The sequence below is a fragment of the Nocardioidaceae bacterium SCSIO 66511 genome (assembly GCA_023100825.1).
In the GTDB taxonomy this organism is placed as follows: Bacteria; Actinomycetota; Actinomycetes; order Propionibacteriales; family Nocardioidaceae; genus Solicola.
Map to the genome: position 1 here is coordinate 3,906,096 of CP095846.1, position 24,504 is coordinate 3,930,599.

At 66.8% G+C, this 24,504-nt stretch carries 27 protein-coding genes and 2 riboswitches; of the genes, 12 read left to right on the top strand and 15 right to left on the bottom strand.

Going from position 1 to position 24,504, the window contains the following annotated elements:
* Positions 1 to 3: 3 nt before the first annotated feature.
* The gene (locus MU582_18545) at positions 4 to 582 is read right to left on the bottom strand and encodes an XRE family transcriptional regulator (GenBank protein ID UPK74412.1); all 579 of its coding nucleotides are present in this window, start codon (positions 580 to 582) and stop codon (positions 4 to 6) included.
* Between the two features lie 77 nt (positions 583 to 659).
* Here MU582_18545 and MU582_18550 point away from each other — a divergent pair, with 77 nt between their 5' ends.
* Together MU582_18550 and MU582_18555 are read left to right on the top strand one after the other, a co-directional pair.
* Entirely contained in the window at positions 660 to 1,607 is a 948-nt protein-coding gene (locus MU582_18550) for an NAD(P)/FAD-dependent oxidoreductase (GenBank protein ID UPK74413.1), read from the top strand.
* Positions 1,608 to 1,733: 126 nt separating this feature from the next.
* Positions 1,734 to 2,804 carry a DNA polymerase domain-containing protein gene (locus MU582_18555; protein ID UPK74414.1) on the top strand — a complete coding sequence of 357 codons (1,071 nt, stop codon included), beginning with the start codon at positions 1,734 to 1,736 and terminating at the stop codon, positions 2,802 to 2,804.
* A 12-nt stretch (positions 2,805 to 2,816) separates the two neighbouring features.
* Here the strand turns inward: MU582_18555 and MU582_18560 are convergent, their stop codons facing one another.
* On the bottom strand, positions 2,817 to 2,972 hold the full coding sequence (locus MU582_18560; GenBank protein ID UPK74415.1) for a hypothetical protein: 156 nt from the start codon (positions 2,970 to 2,972) through the stop codon (positions 2,817 to 2,819).
* Between the two features lie 148 nt (positions 2,973 to 3,120).
* On the opposite strand from MU582_18560, the gene MU582_18565 reads away from it, so the two are divergent.
* The 5 genes from MU582_18565 to MU582_18585 all read left to right on the top strand — a co-directional run bounded on the left by MU582_18565 (position 3,121) and on the right by MU582_18585 (position 6,071).
* Positions 3,121 to 3,345: a helix-turn-helix transcriptional regulator gene (locus tag MU582_18565; protein UPK74416.1), complete on the top strand. Its 225-nt coding sequence runs from the start codon at positions 3,121 to 3,123 to the stop codon at positions 3,343 to 3,345.
* Positions 3,346 to 3,375: 30 nt separating this feature from the next.
* Positions 3,376 to 3,687, top strand: a complete 312-nt coding sequence (locus tag MU582_18570; GenBank protein ID UPK74417.1) for a thiamine-binding protein — start codon at positions 3,376 to 3,378, stop codon at positions 3,685 to 3,687.
* A 2-nt stretch (positions 3,688 to 3,689) separates the two neighbouring features.
* A complete protein-coding gene (locus tag MU582_18575; GenBank protein ID UPK74418.1) occupies positions 3,690 to 4,334 on the top strand; it encodes a class I SAM-dependent methyltransferase in 645 nt (214 codons plus the stop codon).
* 39 nt (positions 4,335 to 4,373) lie between these two features.
* Entirely contained in the window at positions 4,374 to 4,721 is a 348-nt protein-coding gene (locus MU582_18580; protein ID UPK74419.1) for a hypothetical protein, read from the top strand.
* 99 nt (positions 4,722 to 4,820) lie between these two features.
* Entirely contained in the window at positions 4,821 to 6,071 is a 1,251-nt protein-coding gene (locus MU582_18585) for a multidrug effflux MFS transporter (GenBank protein ID UPK74420.1), read from the top strand.
* 95 nt (positions 6,072 to 6,166) lie between these two features.
* On the opposite strand, the gene MU582_18590 is transcribed toward MU582_18585, so the two are convergent.
* From MU582_18590 to MU582_18610, 5 genes are all read right to left on the bottom strand, one after another.
* Entirely contained in the window at positions 6,167 to 6,481 is a 315-nt protein-coding gene (locus tag MU582_18590; protein ID UPK74421.1) for an SMR family transporter, read from the bottom strand.
* 14 nt (positions 6,482 to 6,495) lie between these two features.
* Positions 6,496 to 6,562: riboswitch (guanidine-III (ykkC-III) riboswitch) on the bottom strand.
* Positions 6,563 to 6,589: 27 nt separating this feature from the next.
* Complete coding sequence (locus MU582_18595) at positions 6,590 to 7,060, bottom strand: PGPGW domain-containing protein (GenBank protein ID UPK74422.1); 471 nt, start codon at positions 7,058 to 7,060, stop codon at positions 6,590 to 6,592.
* Between the two features lie 97 nt (positions 7,061 to 7,157).
* Complete coding sequence (locus MU582_18600; GenBank protein UPK74423.1) at positions 7,158 to 7,856, bottom strand: metal-dependent transcriptional regulator; 699 nt, start codon at positions 7,854 to 7,856, stop codon at positions 7,158 to 7,160.
* Positions 7,857 to 7,921: 65 nt separating this feature from the next.
* Positions 7,922 to 9,073: a hypothetical protein gene (locus tag MU582_18605; protein ID UPK74424.1), complete on the bottom strand. Its 1,152-nt coding sequence runs from the start codon at positions 9,071 to 9,073 to the stop codon at positions 7,922 to 7,924.
* Complete coding sequence (locus tag MU582_18610) at positions 9,070 to 9,666, bottom strand: hypothetical protein (GenBank protein ID UPK74425.1); 597 nt, start codon at positions 9,664 to 9,666, stop codon at positions 9,070 to 9,072. The genes MU582_18605 and MU582_18610 overlap by 4 nt, the downstream gene beginning before the upstream one ends.
* A 441-nt stretch (positions 9,667 to 10,107) precedes the next feature.
* Here MU582_18610 and MU582_18615 point away from each other — a divergent pair, with 441 nt between their 5' ends.
* Together MU582_18615 and MU582_18620 are read left to right on the top strand one after the other, a co-directional pair.
* Complete coding sequence (locus MU582_18615) at positions 10,108 to 10,839, top strand: hypothetical protein (GenBank protein UPK74426.1); 732 nt, start codon at positions 10,108 to 10,110, stop codon at positions 10,837 to 10,839.
* A complete protein-coding gene (locus MU582_18620; protein ID UPK74427.1) occupies positions 10,836 to 12,407 on the top strand; it encodes a glycoside hydrolase family 13 protein in 1,572 nt (523 codons plus the stop codon). Before MU582_18615 ends, MU582_18620 begins: the two co-directional genes overlap by 4 nt.
* A gap of 19 nt (positions 12,408 to 12,426) precedes the next feature.
* Here the strand turns inward: MU582_18620 and MU582_18625 are convergent, their stop codons facing one another.
* Positions 12,427 to 13,695: an MFS transporter gene (locus MU582_18625; GenBank protein UPK74428.1), complete on the bottom strand. Its 1,269-nt coding sequence runs from the start codon at positions 13,693 to 13,695 to the stop codon at positions 12,427 to 12,429.
* 470 nt (positions 13,696 to 14,165) lie between these two features.
* Positions 14,166 to 14,370: riboswitch (cobalamin riboswitch) on the top strand.
* A gap of 115 nt (positions 14,371 to 14,485) precedes the next feature.
* Between MU582_18625 and metE the strand changes: the two genes are divergently transcribed.
* Positions 14,486 to 16,795 (top strand): 5-methyltetrahydropteroyltriglutamate--homocysteine S-methyltransferase, encoded by a 2,310-nt coding sequence (gene metE / locus MU582_18630; protein UPK74429.1) that lies wholly within the window; start codon positions 14,486 to 14,488, stop codon positions 16,793 to 16,795.
* Positions 16,796 to 16,799: 4 nt separating this feature from the next.
* On the opposite strand, the gene MU582_18635 is transcribed toward metE, so the two are convergent.
* The gene (locus MU582_18635) at positions 16,800 to 17,483 is read right to left on the bottom strand and encodes a DedA family protein (protein ID UPK74430.1); all 684 of its coding nucleotides are present in this window, start codon (positions 17,481 to 17,483) and stop codon (positions 16,800 to 16,802) included.
* Between the two features lie 141 nt (positions 17,484 to 17,624).
* Between MU582_18635 and trxA the strand changes: the two genes are divergently transcribed.
* Positions 17,625 to 17,990, top strand: a complete 366-nt coding sequence (gene trxA, locus MU582_18640; GenBank protein UPK74431.1) for a thioredoxin — start codon at positions 17,625 to 17,627, stop codon at positions 17,988 to 17,990.
* A gap of 19 nt (positions 17,991 to 18,009) precedes the next feature.
* Here trxA and pdxH read toward each other — a convergent pair whose 3' ends face one another.
* Positions 18,010 to 18,648 (bottom strand): pyridoxamine 5'-phosphate oxidase, encoded by a 639-nt coding sequence (pdxH, locus tag MU582_18645; protein UPK74432.1) that lies wholly within the window; start codon positions 18,646 to 18,648, stop codon positions 18,010 to 18,012.
* 89 nt (positions 18,649 to 18,737) lie between these two features.
* On the opposite strand from pdxH, the gene MU582_18650 reads away from it, so the two are divergent.
* Positions 18,738 to 19,838, top strand: a complete 1,101-nt coding sequence (locus MU582_18650) for a citrate synthase 2 (GenBank protein ID UPK74433.1) — start codon at positions 18,738 to 18,740, stop codon at positions 19,836 to 19,838.
* 19 nt (positions 19,839 to 19,857) lie between these two features.
* On the opposite strand, the gene MU582_18655 is transcribed toward MU582_18650, so the two are convergent.
* The 5 genes from MU582_18655 to MU582_18675 all read right to left on the bottom strand — a co-directional run bounded on the left by MU582_18655 (position 19,858) and on the right by MU582_18675 (position 24,489).
* A complete protein-coding gene (locus MU582_18655) occupies positions 19,858 to 21,033 on the bottom strand; it encodes a hypothetical protein (protein ID UPK74434.1) in 1,176 nt (391 codons plus the stop codon).
* Positions 21,030 to 21,695, bottom strand: coding sequence for a C39 family peptidase (locus MU582_18660; GenBank protein UPK74435.1), 666 nt, complete (start codon positions 21,693 to 21,695; stop codon positions 21,030 to 21,032). Before MU582_18660 ends, MU582_18655 begins: the two co-directional genes overlap by 4 nt.
* Positions 21,696 to 22,258: 563 nt before the next feature.
* Positions 22,259 to 23,245, bottom strand: coding sequence for a hypothetical protein (locus tag MU582_18665; GenBank protein UPK74436.1), 987 nt, complete (start codon positions 23,243 to 23,245; stop codon positions 22,259 to 22,261).
* Positions 23,242 to 23,790 (bottom strand): SigE family RNA polymerase sigma factor, encoded by a 549-nt coding sequence (locus MU582_18670; GenBank protein UPK74437.1) that lies wholly within the window; start codon positions 23,788 to 23,790, stop codon positions 23,242 to 23,244. The genes MU582_18665 and MU582_18670 overlap by 4 nt, the downstream gene beginning before the upstream one ends.
* 186 nt (positions 23,791 to 23,976) lie before the next feature.
* The gene (locus MU582_18675) at positions 23,977 to 24,489 is read right to left on the bottom strand and encodes a hypothetical protein (GenBank protein ID UPK74438.1); all 513 of its coding nucleotides are present in this window, start codon (positions 24,487 to 24,489) and stop codon (positions 23,977 to 23,979) included.
* Between the last annotated feature and the right edge of the window lie 15 nt (positions 24,490 to 24,504).

Genomic DNA, 24,504 nt, shown 5'->3' on the forward strand with positions numbered 1-24,504 from the left:
CCCTCAGGTCGTGACGCCGCCGGGAAGGTGCGCCCGCTCCCCCTCGGGGTCGAAGATCGTCAACAACTCGACGGTTCCGCCCTCGGCGCCGATCCGGTGCGGGATCATCGTCGAGAACTCAGCGGCGTGGCCGGTTTCGACCAGGATCGTACGCTCGCCCAGTTGCACGCGCGCGGTTCCGGAGAGCACGGTGAACCATTCACGTCCGGGGTGTACGCGCAGGTCGTCCTGCGACGTCGCGGCGTCGGCGGGGATGCGGACCTTCGCGGCCGTCGCGCCGTTGAGCGCACGCTCGTGGGACAGCAGCCACACCGTCCAGCCCGCCTCGTGCGTCGGCTCCGGTCGGATGACGACGTCTTCGTCGTCCGCGGGTTCGACCAGCTCGTCCAGCGAGGTGCCCAGTGCCCGGGCAAGCGGTACGAGCTGGTCGAGCGCGATGCGGCGATGGCCGGTCTCGATCCGGCTCAGGGTCGACGGGCTGAGGTAGCAGCGGGCGGCGAGCGCGTCGAGCGACCATCCGCGGGCTCGGCGTAGACCGCGGATGCGCTCTCGGATGACCATGTCGATCGCGTCTTGCGTCATACGCAAGAGTCTATGTCATTCACGCACAGCGTGCCTAACCTTGTGACGTAGAGGACCCGCGACCACGAGGAGCGCCAATGACCGACCACAACCACCACGACGTCGTCATCATCGGCGGAGGCATTGCCGGGCTCAGCGCTGCCGTCGCGCTGGCGCGGTCACTGCGCTCGGTCGCCGTGGTCGACGCCGGCGAGCCGCGCAACGCACCCGCATCCGGCGCACACAACCTGCTCGGGCAGGAGGGCATCGCACCACTCGATCTGCTCGCCAACGGGCGACGCGAGGCCACGGCGTACGGAGCCCAGATCCGCGAGGGGTACGCAACGACAGCGCGTCGCGTCGACGACAGGTTCGAGATCGGCCTCGCCGACGGTACGACGCTGCAGGCACGCCGCCTGCTGCTTGCGAGCGGTCTCGCCGATGAGCTACCCGACATACCCGGCGTCGCGGAGCAGTGGGGCAAGTCGGTGCTCCACTGCCCGTACTGCCACGGCTGGGAGGTACGCGGGCAGGGCATCGGCGTGCTCGGAACCAGCCCGATGAACGTTCACCAAGCGCTGTTGTTCCGCCAGCTGAGCGACGACGTGACGCTGTTCGCTCACACGATGCCCGAGCTCGATGACGAGACCACCGAACGGTTGGCCGCGCGCGGCATCCAGCTGGTGGACGGCACCGTCGAGCGACTGCGCGTCGACGACGAAGGCGTACGCGCGGCAGTCGTCGGCGGCCGTGAGTTCGCGATCGACGCGGCCGTCGTGGCACCCCGCTTCATTGCGCGCACTGACCTTTACGAACAGCTCGGAGGCACCCCGACCGAACACCCGATGGGGCGCCTCATCGAGACCGACCCGCGCGGGCAGACCGCGGTGCCGGGTGTCTGGGCGGCGGGCAATGCAAGTGAGCTGCACGCGATGGTGGCCGCATCCAACGGAGCGGGCGTACAGGCGGCAGCGGCACTCAACGCCGACCTCGTCGACGACGATGCCGAGCTGGCCGTACGCGAACGAGCCGCCGTCGTTGCGTAGCGGCTGCGGAGTTCGGCGCGAATTGCACCAGCGACACCCTGCTACATGGTGCAATTCGCACCGAACTTCTGGCGGCGGAGCACCTGATGGGACACGCCTGACAGGGGACGCCACTAGGCTCTGCGCATGGCGTCCCCTGCGACCGAGATCGAGGCCGGCGAGCGCACCTTGCGTGTGTCGAACCCCGACCGGGTGATCTTCCCACCGACCGAGCGGACCCGAGCCGTGACCAAGCTCGACGTCGTGGAGTACTACCTGTCGGTCGGAGACGGCATCCTGCGCGCCTTGCGTGATCGCCCGACGACGTTGGAGCGCTGGCCGAAGGGCGTTCTCGACGGGCTCGTGCTCTCGACTCGACAGGATCACGGAGGCGACGCGTTCTACCAGAAGCGGGTTCCCCGTGGCGCCCCTTCGTACGTCGAGACGGCGCGCATCCAGTTCCCGTCCGGGCGTCACGCCGACGAGGTCTGCCCCACTGAGGTCGCAGTGCCGGCGTGGGCTGCACAGATGGGCACGGTCACCTTCCACCCTTGGCCGGTACGAAAGTCCGACGTCGACCATCCCGACGAGCTCCGCATCGACCTGGATCCGCAGCCGGGCACCGACTTCCGCGACGCGGTGCGCGTCGCCGGGCTCGCCCGTGAGCTGCTCGCGGAGCACGACATCGAAGGGTTCCCGAAGACGAGCGGCAACCGCGGTGTGCACATCTACGTACGCATCGAGCCGCGTTGGACCTTCACTGACGTCCGCCACGCCGCGATCGCCTTCGGGCGCGAGCTCGAGCGGCGTACTCCTGACGTGACGACGAAGTGGTGGAAGGAGGAACGCGGCGAGAAGGTGTTCGTCGACTACAACCAGAACAGCCGCGACCGCACTATCGCCAGTGCGTACAGCCTTCGTGCCAAACCGGGCGCACCCGTGTCTACGCCGATGACGTGGGACGAACTGGCGACGATCGACGAGCCGAGCGAGTTCAACCTCCTCACCGTGCCCGCGCGGTTCGCCGAGCGTGGTGACGTACACGCCGCGATCGACGACCGTGCGTACTCGATCGAGCCCCTACTCGCGATGTACGAGCGAGACGAGGAAGCCGGGCTCGGCGATATGCCGTACCCGCCGGACTATCCGAAGATGCCGGGCGAGCCGAAGCGTGTTCAGCCCAGCCGCGACACCGATCGCAAGCCCGAGAAGGCGTAGAACGCGGCCGCGCTATGCGGCCTCGGCCTCCTCGACGGGCGTCTGCGTCATCACCGACTGAGCACAGATCTCGCACTCACGGACGTACCGCTTCGGCTCACCCTGGCGCTGAAAGCTGCGGGTGACGGTGAAGCTGTGCGTGTGGGCTGGCGTGACGATGACATCCATTTCGCTTTCCGTCCTGACTCGGCTACCCGAGAACGAGCGAATCTCGTTCCTTGTTGTTGAAGATTCTACCATCAATATTGATAGATGAGCCATTTTTGACGATGGTGTGCCTAGCATCACTAAAGGGTGACCTGGCTAGAATGGTGGCGTGAGCACCGACGACACGATCAGCGCCACCGTCCGAGCCATCGCCGCCGCACGCGGACTGAAGCTGTACGACGTGGCGAGCGGGATCGACATGGCACCTGCCACCTTCGACCGACGGCTGGCCAAAGGCGGCTGGTCGGCCGGCGAGGCGGCGCAGCTCGCTACCCTCTTCGGGCTCACCATCGACCAACTCATGACGGGCATCGGCGGAACGCTCACCGAGTGAGGTTGCCTGGGGTCGTCGTACGGTAGGCACATGCTTGTCGCTTTCAGCATCAGCCCGTCGACCGCCGACGACTCCGGTAGCGTCAGCGAGGCCATCGCCCGCGCCGTCAGCGTCGTACGCGAGTCGGGCCTCCCCTGTGAGACGAACGCGATGTTCACCAACATCGAAGGCGAATGGGACGACGTCATGGCGGTGGTCAAACGTGCCGTCGACGTCGTCGCCGAAGCATCGCCGCGGGTCGGGCTCGTCCTCAAGGCCGATATCCGACCGGGTTACACGGGTCAGCTCACCGCGAAGGTCGAGCGCCTGGAGCGCTCGATCGAGAGTCAGACCTCGTCGTAGACATGGGTCAGAACGCCGACTCCGGCCGGCTCAGCCCACAACAGGAGACGATCGCGGCGTACGACGCCTCGGCCGCGGAGTATGTCGTCGAGGCAGCAGAGCTGGCAGTCCACATTCGGGCGCAGATCGAACGGTTCACCGAGTTACTCGGAGGTGCCGGCCGCATCCTCGAGATCGGCAGCGGCGGCGGACGGGACGCGCGGGCGCTGGAGTCACGAGGGCTCAGCGTACGACGCACCGACGTCACGCCGGCGTTCATCGAGATCCTGAGAGCGCAGGGCAATGCGGCAGATCTGCTCGACCCGCTGACCGACGACCTTCGCGATCCGCGCAACCCCGCTGAGCCGTACGACGGCGTCTGGGCACAGGCCTGCCTGATGCATGTGGCGCGCGAGCATCTCGGCACGGTATTGACCCGACTGGCCGAGGTCACCAAGCCTGCCGGCTTGCTGTTCGTCTCGGTCACCGAAGGCGACGGAGACCGGCCGGCGTCCGGCCGAGCCGGAGTGCGCCACCACCAGACCGACTGGCGCGAGGCACCCCTGCGTGCCGTCGTCGAAGCCTCCGGATGGGCGATCGACGACGTGACCTCGACTCAAGGCAAGACCGCGCCGTTCCTCAACGTGCTAGGTCACCGCGCCGGGTAGCGACCGACCACTACGACAGTACGTAGTAGGGTCTCCGGCATGCAGCTGACGTACGACATCCTGCTCATCCTCCACATCATCTGCTGGGCCATCGTCATCGGCGGTTGGCTTACGCACCTGCGCGATCCGCGGGTCGTGCCCGGAATCTTCCACGGTGCTGCCGGAGCCCTCGTCGTGGGTGTCGCGATGACCGGGATCGCATCGGCGTCCGATGATGTCGCGGACCCGGACAACGCCAAGATCGGCGTCAAACTCGTGATCGCCGTTGTCCTCACCGTGCTGGCGTTCATCGGCCAGCGCGAGAAGGACGTTCCGAAGCCGGCGATCCTGCACGCCGTCGGCGCACTCGCCGTCGTCAACGTCTGCATCGCCGTCCTCTGGACCTGACGCGAACGCGCACCGTCGCTGAGGCAGGCTCGCCAGTTCGTGACGCCGCACACGCCTCACCAGGAATAGTTGTATGGCACATGCAGTTGTACGTCTGACGTGAGAGTCGACCCGACCGAGCCGCCGACCCTGCCGGCCCCAGCCCCCGCCGCCCCGGTCACGCCCACCGGACGCGCGTACGTGCAGCTGGTGATCGTACTCGGTGCTCTGATCGGGCTCGGTCCGCTGACGATCGATATGTACCTGCCGGCGCTACCGGCACTGCAGGACGACCTCGGCGTCACCGAGTCGGCTACCCAGCTCACGCTCACCGGAATGCTCGCCGGGCTCGCCGCAGGTCAGCTCATCGTCGGACCGATCTCGGACTCGGTCGGCCGCCGTCGCCCGCTCCTGATCGGCATCACCGTCCACGTGATCGCTTCGGTGCTGTGTCTGCTCGCGCCCGGAATCGCCACATTGACCGCCGCTCGTGTCATCCAGGGTTTCGCCGGAGCCGCACTCGGCGTGAGCGCGATGGCGACCGTGCGCGATCTGTTCAGCGGGGTTGACGCCGCGCGAGTCCTGTCCCGGCTGATGCTGGTGATGGGCGCGGCACCGGTACTCGCTCCGACCCTTGGCGGGCTCGTCCTGGAATGGACGAACTGGCGCGGGATCTTCGCCGTACTCGCCGGCGCCGGCGTGGTGTTGGTGACCGTCGCGTTCTTCGGACTGAAGGAGACGCTGCCGGTCTCACGTCGTCGCTCGCTCCGCCTCGGCTCGACCATGCGCACGTACGGAATGCTCCTGCGCGACGTGCCATTCGTGGCGCTGGTCGTCGTCGCCGGCACCATGATGTCGGCGATGTTCGCGTATGTGAGCGGTTCGTCTTTCGTCCTCCAGGACGTGTACGGGCTCAGCGAACGCACATTCGCGATCGTGTTCGGCGTCAACGCCCTCGGCATCGTCGTGTTCACCCAGCTCAACCCGGTGCTGCTCAAGCGGTATGCCCCGCAGCAGATTCTCGGCGTCGCGACCGTGCTTGCGGCGATCTCCGCGGCGACTCTGGTGACCGCCGCGGTCACCGACGTCGGCGGACTCGCAACGATCCTGCCGCCACTTGCGCTGATCATCGCGTCCTGCGGGCTCGCCCTGCCGAACACGCCTGCACTCGCCTTGTCTCGTCATGGCGAGGCAGCAGGTACGGCAGCGGCGATGCTCGGCTGCATCCAGTTCGGCATCGGGGCCGTCGTCTCACCGCTGGTCGGTGCATTCGCCAACGGCACGGCGGTCCCGATGGCGACTGTGATGCTGGTCGTGACGTCGACGGCCGCGGTGATCGGGCACACCATCATCCGCCGCGCGTACACCTGACCCACAACTCGCCGAGGTACGGATTCGCTCCCATGGCGTGCGGCCCATGGGCCGGAATCCGTACCTCGACTGGTTGGGCGGCGCATATGAGCGCGCTAGTGGAGGACCTTCAGTCCCACGACGCCACCGACGATGAGTACGAGGCAGAGTAGCCGTGCCGCGGTCGCCTGCTCGCCGAGCGCGAGCATGCCGTACGCCGCGGTACCGACCGCGCCGATGCCGACCCACACGGCGTACGCGGTGCCGACCGGTAGCGACTTCAGCGAGTACGCGAGGCCGCCCATGCTGACCACCAGGGCCGCAGCGAACACGATCGACGCAAGCGGGCGGGTAAAGCCCTTCGACTCCGACAATGCAGTGGCCCACACGGTCTCGAACATGCCGGAGATGACCAAGACGATCCATGCCATGAGAAACACACTCCCAGACACCGTCTTGTCGGGGACCGGGTACGGTGCGCTCGTCCGGGAGGACGATCAAAGCGTCGCCTCTACTGCCAGGCTAGCAACAGCCCTGCGCTACTGCGAATCGACGCGGTTGCGCTTCTTGCCGAACCGGTTGGCGTCATTGTGGAAGCGCCGGTAGCTGTAGCCCAGCAGGAAGAAGGCGATCAGCGCCGAGACCTCCATCCCGATGCCCGTGCCGATACCGGCGAACGGAAGCTTCGGCCCGACGATCCAGATCTCGGGGATGTTCGGATTGACGATCCAGACCACGCCGGCGATGACGACGCCGACCGCGCCAGCCAAGCTGACCATGATCCGCGGCCAGGTCGCCACGCCGTACTCGGCGGCGTCCATCGCCTTATCGCGGATGAAGTCGACGCGCCGCTCGGCCCATTCGAACTCCAGGGCGAGCACGGCGACGCCGGCGAACATGATCAACAGGCCCGGCCCGGGCAGCACCAATCCGGCGATACCGACAAGCAGCAGGACGACCCCGAGCGTACCGACGATGATCTTGCGGGCGAACCGCCACGAGCCGCGCATGCTAGCGCCCCAGACCGGAGAGCGGCCTTCGCACCTGTTGGTGCACGGCGCCCCCCGTCGTCGATTCGCGACCGCCCGTGCGCATTTGTGGCGACCGTCAGATCTTCTCGACCAGGATGTGCTTCGCAGCGTCGTCGTCGATATCTGCCTGCTCACCGTTGGCACCGCGTACGAGCACGCCGGTGTCGGTGAGACTCGCCGTGACCCGGTCGCCCGGCAGCACACCGACCTGGCGCATCAAGGTGAGCACCTCGATATCGACCTGCAGCGGCTCGGCGATGCGCCTGATCACCAGCTCGGCCGGCGACGGGCCGGCAGCACGTGCCGCATCGGGTAGCGGCGCCACCCCGCTCAGCAGGTCTTCGTGTACGACGGTCGCACCGAACTCATCGAGCCCGGGAATCGGCGTGCCGTACGGCGACTCGACCGGATGCTTGAGCAACTCGAGCAGATGCCGCTCGACGCGCTCGGACATCACGTGCTCCCAGCGGCATGCTTCGTCGTGGACGTACTCGATCTCGAGGCCGACGACATCGGTGAGCAGCCGCTCGGCGATGCGGTGCTTGCGCATGACCCGGGTTGCCAGCTGACGCCCCTTGTCGGAGAACTCGAGGTGCCGATCGCCCTGCACGCTGAGCAACCCGTCACGCTCCATCCGCGCAACCGTCTGGCTCACGGTCGGCCCGCTCTGCTGCAGCCGCTCCGCGATGCGGGCACGGAGGGGCACCACGCCCTCTTCGATCAGCTCGTAGACGGCCTTCAGATACATTTCGGTGGTATCAATCAGGTCACTCACACGTCTATTGTGACCTATCGCCCCGACAGACGCCCACGCCCCGTATGGCGGGGCAAGCGGGGCGCTCAGCCGATCGAGCTGTCGGGCACCGGCACGTTGACCGCCTCGGCGTCGAGCACCGGCAGATCCTGCTTGACGATCATCTCGTAATCGTCACCGAGCTGCTGCATCCCGCCGCCTGCCTTGCTGTACGTGACCCTCCAGCGCACCGTGATCTCGGGTCGGAACACGTACTTGTCACCGTCGAGGTACGCCTCGGCCGTACTGATCTGGGGCGCGGCTGCCGACGAGCGCCGGAACACGAAGTAGCAGTCGCTGGTCTGCGTCTTCTTACCCTCGTGGTAGTCGAGCTCGCGCGGGTCACCGCTACAGGTCTTCGCGTCCATCCCCTTGACCTTGGGATCGATGCGCAGCGATGTCGCCTGGGCCTCCATCACCATGCCGCGGTTGCGGTGACGTACGAACGGGCCGCCGTTCTTGCGGTCTTCGTACGGACCCTCGCTGACGACGGTCTGCTTATTGGGATCCAGCCAGTCGAAGGTGAAATACGCCTTCTGGTTGACGACCGGGAAGGTCTTCGGCTCGACCCGCAGCATCGGCACCGGGTACATCGTCTGCATGGAGTTCCACAGGAACCTCGAAAGTGGGGTCTCGTGGTACGTCGTGTCTGTGTCCTTGTCGATGAGGACGAGATCCATGATGATGCGCCGGTCGTTGCCGCCGTTCCACGAGAACCAGTTGATGGCCGTCAGGCAGGTGCGCAGCTGCCACTTCTTCTCGTCGGGTGAGGGGTTGCGCGGGACGTTGACGCCCTCCGGCGGATCCTCATAGCGGCAGTTCTCGAATTTCATACCGGGGAACCGCTCGATCAGCGGCTCCGGTGGAGCTCCGCGGCGGCCGCTCGTGCAGTACGAACCCATGCCGGCCTGGTTGGCGTACACGCCGCAGACGGTGTCGCCGCTGTCGTACTCGCCGACTCCGCTGCTCCCCGACGCCGACGCGGGCTGCATCCCGACCGTCGACTGGGGCACCGTGCGCGTCGATCCGCCGGACAGCTCGCCGTACATCCCGCCGGACGGAGCCGTACGAGGCGCATTCGTGCTCGGCGCACTCGGTGCGGCGTTCGTCGCACCGGCGCTCAGGGCGGCCAGCCCTGACGCGACGACACAACCGGCCACGGCGACCATCAGCCGTCGTGCGGTCAGCGCGTTCGTCATGGTCTGCTCCCCTCGCAGTCCTCGCCGGCGGAGAGTCCGGCGACGATCCAGGCATCATCCTGCCCCGTACTCCGAGTCATACGCACCTCGGCTCCCATCCAATGCGGCTTCGCATCGGCAACACGGCGCCCGCTCTCACGCACGCGGTAGTCGAAACTCGGGCTCCACAGGCACGCGTCGAGAATAGCGGCCCGCCGGGTCGAGCGAATCGAGTCGAGGCGTCCGACCATGCGCCTCGGCACCGTCAGATCGCCCTCCTGCAGCGCCGCGAGGGAGCGTTCGACCGTACGTACCGGGGACTCCTCGGCGCCTTCGGTGACAGCGGGCGCAACGTCGCGCTCGCGTAACGACTCGGTCGCCGCGGTCTGCCATGCGACGTACGCATCGACCGCGGGATGCTGATCGGCGCGCGCCACGTCGAAGTCGAAGACCACCTCGCCCGACGGAGCGGTGAAGTCGTCGGAGGCCGCGGCGTTCGAGGGCTGCGCGGAGAGCGACTCGTCGTCGGAATCGGACTCAGGGTCGCCGCCACATGCCGTGACCACCAGACAGGCAACGGCGCAGGCGAGTACGCCGGCCGACACTCTCGTCATGGGTGGCCCCCGAAGCGGATCGCGGCGATCGGTCGCCATCCAGGGTAGAGCGGAGCGGCGGGCTGTCAACATCGCCGTCGCAGGCCGTCCGTGCTTTGCACGGCAACGCTCCGCATTGCACGGCGCGTACGCCAGGCACAGTGACAGATTGCCATGCCCGTTGGTACGCAAGCGGCCACCGAGACTGGTGTGACACCCAAACCGAACCTTACCCCGATCCCATATTAAAGTGGGTGGAAAGCCGCCAAACAACCGAACCGCAGCGGCGACTCCGCGCGTCGCCGCGTCTTTCAGAAGCGGAGGAGCGGGAAGCCAGCAGCGGACGGGAACCACCTGGCCACCGACTCCGCCACCGCGCCGAAGGAGAGACGAACCCACCGGGGAGCACTAAGCGAATAGTCGTCCGGTTCGGACGCGCGATCACGCTCTACGCTGGGGCGCGTGACCGAGACGCTTTCCGAGACGCCGCGCATCGACGGGCAGTTCAACGGGCCCAACCGCTCCGGCAACGGCGGGTACGTCTGCGGGCTCGTCGGTAGCCGGTTCCACGACGCGACCGCGGTGCGCGTCGACCTTCGTACGCCGCCGCCGTTGGATCGTGAACTCCGCTGGGACGTACGCGACCGCCACGTCGACCTGGTCGACGGCGAGACCGTCGTTGCCTCCGGGCAGCCCGCCGAACTCGTCGCCGAAGACCCGCTGCTGGCGACGGTCGGGCTCGATGCCGCGAATGCCGCACGTTCGGCGTACGAAGGCTTCGACGGACACCCATTTGCTCGGTGCTTCACCTGCGGAACCGACCGCGCCCCAGGTGACGGGCTGCAGGTCTACAGCGGCCCGCTGCCCGACGGGCGGATGGCGTGCCCGTGGGTGCCGCACGAGGCATTCGCCGACGCCGATGGACTCCTCGCGCCTGCGTACACCTGGGCGGCGCTGGACTGTCCCGGAGGTTGGGCGGCGCACATCAAGGCGAATCCGATGGTGCTCGGGCGGATGACCGCGGCGGTTTACCGGCGCCCGCACGTCGGCGAGCAATGCATCGTGATCGGCGCGCTGCGTGGAGTCGAGCGGCGCAAGAACCACGCCGCGACCGCCCTCTACTCGGCCGACGGCGAGCTGCTCGGGCGCGCGGAGCAGATCTGGATCACCATCGACATCGCGGACTTCGCTTGACCCCGTCCGCGCGCCCGCTCTGGTGGCGCCACGCGGTCTGCTACCAGATCTACGTACGCAGCTTCGCGGACAGCAACGGTGACGGCATCGGCGACCTCGCCGGGATCACCTCACGCATTCCGTACCTCGCCGACCTCGGCATCGATGCCGTGTGGCTCACGCCGTTCTACCCGTCACCGCAGGCAGACCACGGTTATGACGTGGCCGACTACCGCGACGTCGACCCGTTGTTCGGCGACCTTGATGACTTCGACGCAATGCTGGCGCAGGCACATCGCCACGGCATCCGAGTCATCGCCGACATCGTGCCCAACCACTCCTCCACTCATCATCGGTGGTTCCGCGAGGCCCTCGCGTCCGCGCCGGGCAGTGCGGAGCGGGCTCGCTACCACTTCCGACCCGGCGGCGGCCATAACGGCGACGAACCGCCCAACAACTGGCAGTCGATCTTCGGCGGTCCCGCGTGGACCCGCATCGACGACGGCTCCTGGTACCTGCACCTGTTCGACGCATCGCAACCGGACTTCAACTGGGATAACGCCGACGTCGGCGACGAGTTCGACTCCGTACTGCGGTTCTGGCTCGACCGCGGGGTCGACGGGTTCCGGATCGACGTGGCGCACGGCATGTTCAAGGCCCCTGGCTTGCCCGATTTGACCGAGGTCGGCGGAGAAGGCGGGGTCGAGGCCGCGATCAGTGAATGGGACCGCCCGTACTGGAACCAACCCGGCATACACGACGTGTTTCGGCGATGGCACCGGGTACTCGCCGAGTATCCCGGCGACCGGATGGCGATCGGTGAAGCATGGGTCGCGACCCCGGAGGCGATGGCGCGTTACGTACGCCCCGACGAGCTGCAGCAGTGCTTCAACTTCCATTGGCTGGATGCCGTCTGGTCGGCGGAGGAGTTTCGCGAGGTCATTCGCCAGACGTACGCCGCGGTCGCGCCCGTCGACGCGACGCCGACGTGGGTGTTGTCGAACCACGATGTGACCCGCACCGTGACACGCTACGGCGGCGGCGCCGTCGGGCTCGCGCGAGCGCGCGCAGCGTTGCTCGCCATGTTCGGTCTACCGGGATCCGCCTACGTGTACGCGGGTGAGGAGCTCGGTCTCCCTCAAGTCGACGTCGCGCCGAGCGACCGTCAGGACCCGACCTGGCTCCGCGGCGGCGGTGAGGGCCGCGACGGCTGCCGAGTGCCGTTGCCCTGGTCAGGTACCTCCGCCCCGTTCGGATTCGGCCCGGCCACCGGGCAGCCGTGGCTGCCGCAGCCCGACTACTTCGCGGATCTCACGGTCGATGAGCAGCGTGCCGATCCCGGCTCGACGCTCAACCTCGTACGTGAGGCGCTTGCGATCCGGCGCGGGCTGCTGCCGTCTCTGCCGGACGAGATCGAGTTGCTCGACCTCGGTGACGACGTGCTCGCCTACCGTCGCGGCGCTCTCACCTGCATCGTGAACTGCGGCGAACGTTGGCTCCAGCTGCCGCCCGGCACGCGGTTGCTCGCCTCGACCGGGCAAGTCGCGACGTCGCTACCGCCCGACACAGCGGTCTGGCTCGGCGATTAGTCGGATCCTCCCGCGCTCGTCACGGAGTCGGGTTGCGGCTGTCGTACGCGAGGAACCGACGCCGACCCATGAGCGCGAGCAGTACGCCGACGATGCACGCACAACCGCCGATCGCCATCGCCGGGCCTTCGCCGAACAACCCGGCACTGGCTCCGATCACGAAGTCACCCAGCTTCGGCCCGCCGGCAACGACGACGGTGAAGATCCCTTGCAGCCTCCCCCGCAGCGCATCCGGTGTCGCGGTCTGCAGCATGGTCGAGCGGTACGAGGAGCTGATCATGTCTGCGGCCCCCGACAGCGCGATACAGACCACACCGAGCACGAGGACGCCCGGCACGCCGATCGCCGCGAATCCCGCGAGTGCGACGGCGGCGGCGTACACGACGATCGCGACGACCACCGCGACGCCATGTCGATGGACGCGTCCGATCCAACCCGAAACCAGGAACGCGGCCAGCGAGCCGATCGCAGGAGACGCCTGCAGCAGGCCGAGCGTCGTCGCATTGCCGGCGTACACGGTCAATGCGAGCGCCGGGAACAACGCACGCGGCTGGGCGAGCACCATCGCGCACAGATCGAGTACGAACGTCATTCGCAGGTTCGGCGCCGTGCGTAGGAACCGCAACCCGTCGACGACAGAGCGCAGACCGGGCGCCTTCGTGCGACCGTTCTCCGGCGGCACGGCCGGCAACCGGAACAGCGCGTACATCGCCGCCGTGAACGTCAGAGCATCGACTGCGTACGTGACCTCGACGCCGTGCCAGGCGATGAGTACGCCCGCGGTCAGTGGGCCGACGGTGAACCCGAGGTTGAACGACGCCATCGACAGCGCGTTGGCCGCGGGCAGTAGGTCGGCAGGTATCAGTCGCGGAATGATCGCCTGCCGCGCCGGGTTGTTGACCGCGAAGCACGCCGACTGCACCGCGACGAGCCCGTACAACAGGGCGACCGACTCCCAGTCCAGTACGGCCTGCAGGACGAGAACCCCCGAACACACCCAGAGTCCGCTCGACGCGACGAGCGCGACCAGCCTGCGGTCGTAGGCATCGACGAGCGCGCCGCCGTAAAGACCGAAGGCGATCAGCGGGACGAGACCGTACAGCCCGACGAGACCGACGGAGTACGACGAATGGGTGAGTACGTAGACCTGGTACGCGATCGTCACGCCGGTCATCTGCTGGCCGAGTTGGGCGACGGTCAGACCGAACCAGAGCCGGCGGAAGTCACGTGACTGACGCAGCGGGCTGACGTCCGTCGTCACACGGCCGAGCCGCTCGACAATCCCCACGGCGGCCATCGTACGAGGGCGGCACCCGGCCAACGCCCGGGGTCCGGGCAGCCGGAAATGTGCTTGTCCCGTTGAGACTTCGGGCGTAGCGTCTTTCGTACACGGGAAGGAGGTGGTCCAGTTAATGTTTGACTCTTGGACACGTGAGGTGGCTGTCCGCTAGCGGCTGACTCGTCGGGTCCACCGGCGTGGTGTACACGCGTTGGCGAATACCCGACAGCCGCCCGGCCCGCAGGGGGTTGCGTGAGTCCGCGCAACCATTCAACCCTGCGGGCTGTCTCATGTCCGCGTCCGTACGACATGGGTGCGACAAGACTCGGCGTCGCGGGTGCGGCCCCGTGGTCTGCACCCGCGACGCCGAGACATCGCAAGAACTTCACTGCGTGAAACAATGATCACTCTCGGTGCACGTTTGCGCATCCCGAATCGACCAAATCGCAAGACGCGGATGTGGCCGTCTGCGTTCCGGCTAACGTGGACCCGCAGCTGGTTCGGCCGCTCATCAGAGTGGTCGCTAAGAGGGAACCCGGTGTGACTCCGGGACTGCCCCGCAGCGGTGAACGGAAACGACCGTCGTCACGAAGCACTGGGCCGCGAGGCCCGGGAAGCGGCGACCAGTAGGCGTTGGCAACACGTCCGTGAGTCCGAAGACCTGCCAGCGCACCGGGCATCGAACGCCCGGTGGTCCGTGGACCTCGGAGGACGGTCGCGCGACGAACACGTGGTTGTCGTGTCGCCGCACCCCGAGCACGCGGGCAGCGACCGACGAGCTCGCGAGGGATGAGCACATATGACCACACGATCGACCATCGGCGCCACCGTTCTCGGCTATCCGCGCATCGGACGCGACCGGGAGCTGAAACATGCACTCGAGGCGTACTGGTCCGCCAGCGCCGACGCCGCCCAACTGCACCAAGTGGCACACGCAACCCGCACCGACGCAGTCGACACGATGGCGTCGCACGGACTCGACTCCGTTCCGGTGAACACCTTCTCCTGGTACGACCACATGCTCGACACCTCCGTCCTGGTAGGTGCAATCCCGCCGCGTTTCGACGCGGTGGAGCCGAGCGGCGACCAGCTGTCGGGTTTCGACGCGGCCACGTACTTCGCCATGGCACGCGGCACGGCCGGGGTGGCGCCGCTGGAGATGACCAAGTGGTTCGACACGAACTACCACTATCTGGTGCCGGAGATCTCACCCGACACCGTTTTTGCGTTGCATGCCGACAAACCGTTGCAGGAGTACGTCGAGGCTTCCGAACTCGCGGTGAACGCACGCCCCGTCCTGGTCGGGCCGTGGACGTACCTGCGCCTCGCGAAGGCGGCCGACGAGGCTCCCGACGGGTTCCGTCCGCTCGATCGACTGGACGACCTCGTCGGTGTGTACGCGGAACTGCTCGCCGTTCTTGCCGACGCAGGAGTCGGCTGGGTTCAGCTCGACGAGCCGGCCGCCGCGCTCGACCTCGATGCGACTGACACATCGGCTCTGCAACGCGTGTACGAACGACTCGGCGCGATCGGGCAACGCCCGGCGGTGTTCGTCTCGACGTACTTCGCTGATCCCGCCGAGGCGGTCCCGGCGCTCGCAGCGACACCGGTGGAGGCCATCGGCGTCGACCTCGTACGCGGAGTGACGGCCGGTGGTCTGACCGGAGTGCCCGGGTTGGCGGACAAGACGCTCGTCGTCGGCGCCGTCGACGGCCGCAACGTGTGGCGCACCGATCTGCGTACGCGTCTCAGCGAACTGGTGCCGTTCCTCGGGGCGGCCGCGACGGTCACGGTCAGCACGTCGTGTTCGCTGCTGCACGTACCGCACGACGTGACGCGCGAGACGGCGTTGGACGCCGAGCTGCGCGAGACGTTGGCCTTCGCCGATCAGAAGATCGCCGAGGTCGTCGCGTTGCAGCGTGCGCTCACTGAAGGACCGGAGACGGTACGCGCGGAGCTCGATGCTTCCGACCGGGCAGCCGCGGGGCGAGCATCGGTGCCGGGCGTGCACGACACCGACGTCCAGCGCCGTATCGCATCCGTCGACCCGACGCAGCGCCAGCGCCCGTCACGAGCCGAACGCGCCGACGCCCAGAGGGCCCGCTTCGACCTACCGCCGCTGCCCACGACCACGATCGGATCGTTCCCGCAGACGTCCGAGGTGCGTTCGGCCCGGGCCCGGCTACGCAAGGGGCGCATCGATGCTGCCGACTACGCCGCCACGATGCGAGGTGAGATCGACCGGGTGATCGACCTGCAGGAGCAGGCTGGCCTCGACGTGCTCGTCCACGGCGAGCCCGAGCGCAACGACATGGTGCAGTACTTCGCCGAGCAGCTGGACGGCTATGCGGCAACGTCCTTCGGCTGGGTGCAGTCGTACGGTTCACGCTGTGTACGACCGCCGATCCTGTACGGAGACGTGACGCGCCCCGCGCCGATGACGGTCGACTGGATCACGTACGCGAGCACGCGCACGGCGAAGCCGGTCAAGGGCATGCTGACAGGGCCGGTCACGATGCTGGCCTGGTCCTTCGTACGCGATGACCAGCCGCGCTCGACGACAGCCGATCAGGTGGCGCTCGCGTTGCGAGACGAGGTCGCCGATCTGGAGAAGGCCGGGATCGCGATCATCCAGGTCGACGAGCCGGCACTACGCGAGCTGCTTCCGCTGCGCGCCCAGGAGCGATCGGCGTACCTCTCCTGGGCCGTCGACGCGTTCCGTCTCGCCACCAGCGGTGTCGAGACGGCGACACAGGTCCACACCCATCTGTGCTACTCCGAGTTCGGCGACATCGTGGAGGCGATCGACGGGCTCAACGCCGACGTCACCAGTGTCGAGGCGGCACGGTCACGGATGGAGCTGCTCGGTGACCTGTCCGCGCGTGGGTTCAACGGGAAGATCGGGCCAGGGGTCTACGACATCCACTCCCCACGTGTGCCCTCGTCCGACGAGGTCTCCGACCTGCTGTCCGCGGCACTCACCGCTGTGCCCGCAGACCGGCTATGGGTGAACCCCGACTGTGGACTGAAAACCCGCGGCTACCTCGAGGTCGAGCAGGCGCTCAGTCACCTCGTAGAGGCCGCCCGAGCCGCTCGTCAACGACTCTAGGGTGTCACGGCTGCAGGTGCCCGGTCAGCGATAGATCGGGCGCCGCGGCCAGGTCGGAGTGGTGAACGCGTGGGGCGCCGGCGCGAAGCAGGCCGGGATACCGCACCTGCTCAGGTCGGCGCCGCCACGCCACCGCTAGTACGACCAGGGCAACGAGCCCTGCGGCGACCAACCAGCTCGAGGGTCCGATGCGCGCGTACACCGCTTTCGCGGCTTCGACGGCAACGGCGCCTCCGCCGACATACACCGCCGACCACAGGAGTGAACCGCACAGCGAGGCGATCAGGAACCGCGCGTACGCGACGCCAGAGGCGCCAGCTGCGGCCGGCGTCAGCGTACGTACGACGGGCAGCAGCCGGGTAGCGAACACCGCGGTCGCGCCATGACGCCGAAGCAGCCCTGTCGCGCGGTCCCAATGCTGGGTGCCGACGCGCGCCACTGCCCGTGACCCGCGTACCCGCTCGCCTTGCGTACGCCCCAGCCAGTAGCCGAGGTGGTCGCCGGAGCACGCGCCGACGGCAACGGCGGCGAAGACCAGCATGGTTGCGACGGGGCCTTCGACCGACGCGGCGATCGCGATCACCGCAGTCTCGCCCGGTAGCAACATGCCGAGACCAAGGCCGGACTCCGCGAATGCGAAGCCGAAGGCTGCCGCTACCGCCAGCGGCAGGGATTGCGCGCCGAACATGTCATCGACTGTGCCGAGGGGACGTTTCGGCACCTCGTACGCGAGGCAACATCGCACCGAACTCCCGACAAAGAGACGCAGGAACAGACCGCCGCGGCTCGGCGTTGACCCTGGTGTACGCGTTTTGAGAGGAACCCCCAAGTGACGACACGAAACCTGACCAACGACGAGTTCGAGTCGACCGTCGAGGCCGACGGCATCGTGCTCGTCGACTTCTGGGCCGAGTGGTGCGGCCCGTGCCGCCAGTTCGGCCCGATCTTCGAGGCCGCCTCCGAGAAGCACACCGACATCACGTTCACCAAGGTCGACACGGAGGCCGAGCCGATGCTGTCGGGCGGGCTCGGGATCAGCTCGATTCCCACCCTGATGGCGTTCCGTGACGGCATCTGCCTGTACGCCGAAGCCGGCGCCCTACCCGCACCCGCACTGGAGCAGCTGATCAACGCCGTACGCGGCGCCGATATGGATGCGATCCGCGCCGAGCTGGCGAGCCAGTCGTCCAGCTGAGCGCGCACCTTGCCCCGGATTACGGCGCGAGGCGCTCGCGATGCCACCCCGAGGGCGACCGGCGGAACCTGATGCGGTCGTGCATCCGGCTCTGTCGGCCCTGCCAGAACTCGATCGTCTCGGGGCGTACGACGTAGCCGCCCCAGTACGCCGGGCGCTCGACCTCGTCTGGTGAGGCAGCGTCGGCGGCGGCGTACCGCTCGTCGAGTTCGGCGCGACCCTCGACCACCCGCGACTGTGGCGATGCGACCGCGCCGAGGCGTGAACCCCGTGGCCTGGAAGCGAAGTATGCGTCGGAGGCATCCGGAGTCGTACGTGCGACGACACCCTCGATGCGCACCTGGCGTTCGATCTGGTGCCACAGCATCGTGCATGCCGCGCGCGGGTTGCTCTCCAGCTCATCACCCTTGCGGGACTCGTAGTTGGTGAAGAAGCGCGGACCGTCGTCATCGAAGCCCTTCAGCAGCACGATTCGTACGGAAGGCCGCCCGTCGGGCGTGGCTGTAGCGAGCGCCATCGCCGTGGGCTCGTGGAGGCCGGCGTCGACAGCATCGGACATCCAGCTGTCGAACAATGCGATCGGGTCGTCGCCCGCGTCGTCCTCGGAGAGGCCGGAGCGTACGTACTCGTTGCGGATGCGGGATACGTCGATGCTCACGCCTCCAACATAGGACGTACGGGCGACCCTGCGGCAGTTCGGGGCGCAATCGCCGTGCACATCTGCCGCGCATGGGCAGAATATGTGTCATGACTGCTGTCCAAGCTGGACTCGAGGGTGTCATCGCGTTCGAGACCGAGATCGCCGAGCCAGACAAGGAAGGCTCCGCATTGCGCTACCGCGGGGTCGACATCGAGGACATCGCCGGTCGGGTGCCCTTCGAGAAGGTGTGGGGTCTGCTCGTCGACGGCGAGTACGAACCCGGGCTTCCGCCCGCGCAGCCGTTTCCGATCCCGGTGCACTCCGGCGATATCCGCGTCGACGTGCAGAGCGCGATCGCCATGATCGCGCCCGCATGGGGTTTGCACCAGCTGTACGACATCGACGCCAGCCAGGCCCGCGACGACCTTGCCCGCACAGCGGTGATGGTCCTCTCGTACGTCGCGCAGGCGGCGCGCGGAATCGGGGCGCCGATGGTGCCAGAGTCCGAGGTGGACAAGGCCCAGACGATCACCGAACGGTTCATGGTGCGTTGGCGCGGCGAGCTCAACCCCGACCATGTGAAGGCGGTCGACGCGTACTGGGCATCGGCGGCCGAGCACGGTATGAACGCATCGACGTTCACGGCACGGGTCGTCGCCTCGACCGGTGCCGATGTCGCCGCAGCGATGTCCGCGGCGGTCGGCGCGATGTCCGGTCCGCTGCACGGCGGCGCACCGTCGCGCGTGCTGAGCATGCTGGAAGAGGTCGAACGCACCGGCGACGCGCGTACGTACGTGAAAGGCATCCTCGACCGCGGCGACCGGCTGATGGGGTTCGGGCATCGCGTCTACCGCGCTGAGGACCCGCGGGCGAGGGTGCTGCGACGTACCGCACGCGAGCTCGATGCTCCGAGGTACGAGGTCGCCGAGGCACTCGAGCAGGCCGCGCTCGCCGAACTGCGTGAACGCCGCCCCGACCGGGTGCTCGAGACCAACGTGGAGTTCTGGGCGGCGATCATCCTCGACTTCGCGCAGATCCCGCCGCATATGTTCACATCGATGTTCACCTGCGCGCGTACGGCCGGTTGGAGCGCACACATCCTGGAGCAGAAGCGGACGGGCAGACTCATCCGCCCGTCCGCCGCGTACGTCGGCCCCGATCCCCGCCCCGCCGACAGCGTCAACGGCTGGAACCCCGCCTGGGGGTGAGCACCCGACGGGCGTTCGCCTACTCCGGGTCGAGCCGCGCGACGACGATCTTGCCGCCCGGCTTGATCAGGTGCGGTGAGTCGGTCTTCCAGACGACATAGTTGCCGTGTCCGTTCGGTGGCAGGTAGACGCCACGTTCATCGAGCTCGGAGAGGGACTCCGAGTCCAGGTCGTACCAGTAGACCGCGTTGCCGATCTCGAACTGGATGTACTTCTCGGTGAGCAACAGGTCCTTCACGGCTCTGCGCGCCTCGAAGACGGCCCGCGCATCGCCTGTCTCGGTCTTGAGCATGACGACATGTTTGCCGCGTTGCTTCTGCGTCCACGCGGTGCCGTTCGTCGAATGTGCAACATCTTCAATCCGCCCTTCGGCGATGACCTCAGACTTGCCAGGCCGATTCGCATAGTGCATGACTATCTGCGCAGACTTCTCATCGGTCGTTGGCACGGTGACGATTGTCTTTCCCGCGGCAATCGGGTGCTCCTCGCGGCGAAAGTCTTCGCGCAGTTCGCCACGTCCGTCGAGCGCGGCCGAGTACACCGATGTCGCGGCCGTTCCACCACTTTGGTCGCTACTCGCGCCGGTGAGATACACCCTGCCGGCCACGATCGACGGGTAGGAGAAGTCGCTAGTCATCGGCGCGTTGCCGTTGGGGAACGTCGGCGCGTCCGCAAGCTTTCGTACGGTGTCGTTCTTGCGGTCGTACGAATAGAGCGTCCATGGGTTCGACGCCATACTCGTACTGGGCGTCGTGATCCACGTAACCCAGCGACGAGTAGTCGCCGCCGCTGTCACTTGTACGCCCTCGCTCTGCGCTCGCGTCGACAGATAGTTCACCTGACCGGATCGTGGATGTACGAGGGCAAGGTCATTCCGAACGAGTCGCAACGGGTTCTGCGGATCGCGCCGCTTTATCCCGGCCACTATCAGACCATCGGGCGTCAGAGAATACGGCAACATTTCCGTGCTCTCGGCTACTTTTGCTCTTTTCCTGCCAACGACCTGCAAAACAGAGTCAGGGGCGCGAGAGAGTTCGGCGTCACTCAGGTGAAGCAAACCCGGCCCTTGTACGGATGGATCGGACGATGACTCCCTCGGCTCCGCGGTCTCCTCGGCGGATTCCGAGGTGCACGCACTGATGGTGAGCACCAGCAGGATCGCACTGGCGCTCACCATCCGTCGAGCAGGCTTCACGCCGCTATTCCGTGTGATTGTAGGAATTTCCGAGTGAATCGCTTAGTGCGTCGTTCGAACCGCTTGTTCGCCTCTGAGTACGCCGGTAGAGCGTCGCTGTCGGCCGCTGGGTCGAGAGAATTGATCTTTCGCAGGTTCTTGTCGTAGCCGCGCACGACGAGCCAATGACCGATATCGGCGCCTTCCGGGTGTCCGTTGTAATGGTCACGCGTCGCGAGTTCGAGTGTGGATGCGGCGAACGGGTGGCCATGATCGATGCTGTAACGCATTGCCTTCCGTACCCGCCTCGGGCTTGGGCTCTTGTGCTGCTGGTAGTACCCGCGGCTCCGGCCCTTCATCCAGCGGTTGAGGCCACGCTTGAAGTTCTTGCTAGCCCACGGGGTGACATGATGAACGTAGGTCCGCATGTGTGCGCGACCGCCCATCGTCTTCTCTCTCAGTCGAGCGTGATTGTAGCGACTGCGTTTCGGCCCGTCGTAGCGCGCGATCATCAGGCCAGTGGTGTTGCCACACGTGAAGGAGCGATTCTGAGAGTTGTGCCGAACCGGGAGCAGATTCTTGGTGCTCGGACACTCCTGCGGCGGATGGCACCCGGGTGCGCGCGACGCCTCGGTGCGGCCGTCCAACCGGACGTCGAGTGCTCGCTCCGTCTGTTGCTCCACGTTTCGATACTCCCGCTGTGACATGTCGCCCGCAAGATACGCTGAGTACGCGTTCCACAGTCGTTGCTTGGAGCCTACGTCTGCCTTCTCCCTGCGGCGTCAGGTGCATCTTCTTCCCGACGATGAAACCACCGCCTGTCGAGTTTCCCACAGGTCCGTCGTCGGCTGAGGCTGCTCCGCCCAGAGCAACCGACGCGATTAGCCAATGACGAAACTGCGGTTGTCGCAGCTAGACGTAATGCGAGCCGTCTCCCCGTCGGTACATCTGATGAGCGAAGACCCCCTACTCCGCGCGCGCGTCCGTGCCGTATGCATGTGTGCATGAGTCCGCCGTGTCGTGGACGATCAGGCCGCTGCGTTGCCTTCAGCGCCGGTACGTTCCTGGCCCTGGTTGGCGTTGCCCGCTGCCTTGTCTGTCACGCTCTATACGAGTTGAGACCGCCGCTGCGTTGCCCGCTGTCGTGTAGATTTTCAGCCTCGCTGGTGACCGGCGATGCGTCGGCGGGCGCTGGAGGTGTACTAGGCGTCAGCCGCTACGTAGGAGCGGCCGACTGCAGACTTGCTCAGCCGTCGTCGGCGCGGGTGTAGTACGCGACGAATACAGTGCCCGATTCGACGTCCCGCCGGTTGACACCGACTCGGTGCCGTTCGGCGTCGGGCAGGACCTCCGCCCAGGCCCATTCTGGGTTCGGCAGTACGTCCAACTCCCCGTCGAGCGTCACGTCGACGCCCCCGAGGACGGCGGTGTTTCTGCCGTACACAATGAGAGCCGGAGACTCGACTGCGGGTATATCGATCGCGGCCCCGGACCTGCCGCCCACTGGGTCGAGCGCCTGGTCGGCGAGTACGTACGTCACTCCTTGTACGGTGCGCTCCCGCGGCAGCGCGACGCCATGATCCACAACTCGTTCGCCGGTCATGTCATATACGCCGATACCGAGCCGCCCGTCGAACGGATTCTTCGCGGCGCCATCCTCCTCGACCCGATACTCGATCGTCACGGGTTCGCCCGCCACGACGCCGTGCCGACGCCAGTACCGACGGACATCGTCGACAGTCGCGACGCCTCCGACGCTGCCCGGGCCGAGCGCCTTGACGCGTTGGATTGCGTCGCCCTGTTTGCAGCCGGGGTCGATGCTCGACCCATTGACCTTTCCGACGCGGAACCAATCTGATGCCGAGGCGCCCGCACATTCGAAATCGACTAGAAAGTCCGTATCGTCCGGTGTGAACGTCAACCTCACCGATCGATCACCCTCGTCGCCGACCATCGAGTCCAGATTGGTGTCGCCGTTGACCGTGGCCGGGAACCGCTCGGATCCTCCTGGCCGTTCGGCAGGCATCGGAGCGCTGGTGGTATCGCTGAGAATCGCGAATCCCGACAACGTGATGACGACGATGAGGGCGGCGACAGCGGCCGCGGCGCCGGTGACGCGGCGCCGACGCTGCTGGGAGACCTTCGTACGAATCTGGGAGATGCGCTCGGGCACCGGTTCGTCGGCGTCGTCCGCACGTTCTCGGAACATGGCGCGCAGGTCGTTCTCGATCATCGAGACCGCGCCCCCTCTCCCGGATCCGCGGGTACGTACGCGTCGCCCAACCCCGGGTCAGTCCGAAGTCGAGCGAGCGCCTTGCTCGTCTGGCTCTTCACGGTACCCACCGAGCAGCCCATAGTTTCCGCAATCTGCGCTTCGCTCAAGTCCTCGTAGAAGCGTAGAACGAGCGTCGCACGTTGTCGCACCGGCAGCCGGCCGACCGCTTCCCAGAGATCGTTCTTCGGGCCCACCGCGTCGGTCGGATCTCCGCTACTTCGCTCGGGAAGCACCTCGGTGGGCCGCTCCCCGTTCGAGCGACGCCGTCGCCAGCTCAGGTGTTCGTTGACCAGCATCTTGTGGACGTACGCGACCGGACTCTCGTTGATGCGTTTCCATTTGCGCCAGGCCTTCGCTAGTACCGTCTGAACGAGGTCCTCGGCCAGATGCGTGTCCCGAGTCAGCAGATACGCGGTGCGACGAAGAGCGCCCGCTCGTGCGGCGACGAAGTCCTCGAACGGGATCGGTGCCTGCGTGCCGCCGCATTCAGCATCCGCACTCAAGTTCGCTGCTCCCCCATCTGCAGTGCGGCACTCGCCAACCACCTTGGCCAGCCTTGGCCCGTGGTGACCATATCGAATCGGCACCGTACGTGCATGTGGCCAGCCCTGCGCCCGATGGGTTGCCGGCAAACAAAAAGTGGCCACCGAACCTCACGGTTCGATGGCCACTCTGAGAGGGACCTCACATCAGCGGCAGGTGCCCTTCTGAGCCTTGATCCTCTTCTTGATCGTCAGGAACTTCTTCTTCGAGCTCTTCGGCAGCTTCACCGTGGTCTGCCCGACCACTCGGTACGTACGGACCTCGCGAGGGCAGAACGTACGGACAACCGACTTGTTCCTCGCGGCCTTCTTACTCGAGGTCTTCTTGTACTTGTTCGAAGCCTTCGTCTGGATCAGGCGCACCGAGTTCCAGATCTTCGGGACCTTCTGGTTACAAGTGGTCTTCGAGATGCTCTTGATCCGCTTGCCGCCCTTGCCCACCTTCGGCAGGAACTTCAGCGTGAGCCCACACTTGACCTTCTTGCGGGGCGACTTGGCGGCCGCGGCGACTGTGTCCGTCGTGGTGGCCGACTTGCTCGACGTGGTGACGCTCTGGCCGTCGGTCGCGCCGGTGGCGTTGGCCGGGCCGGCGACGATCGCACCGGCCGAGAGCACCGCGGCGGCGACGGTCAGTCCCTGTACGCGCTTCGTTGCTGTCATAGTTGTTTTCCCACT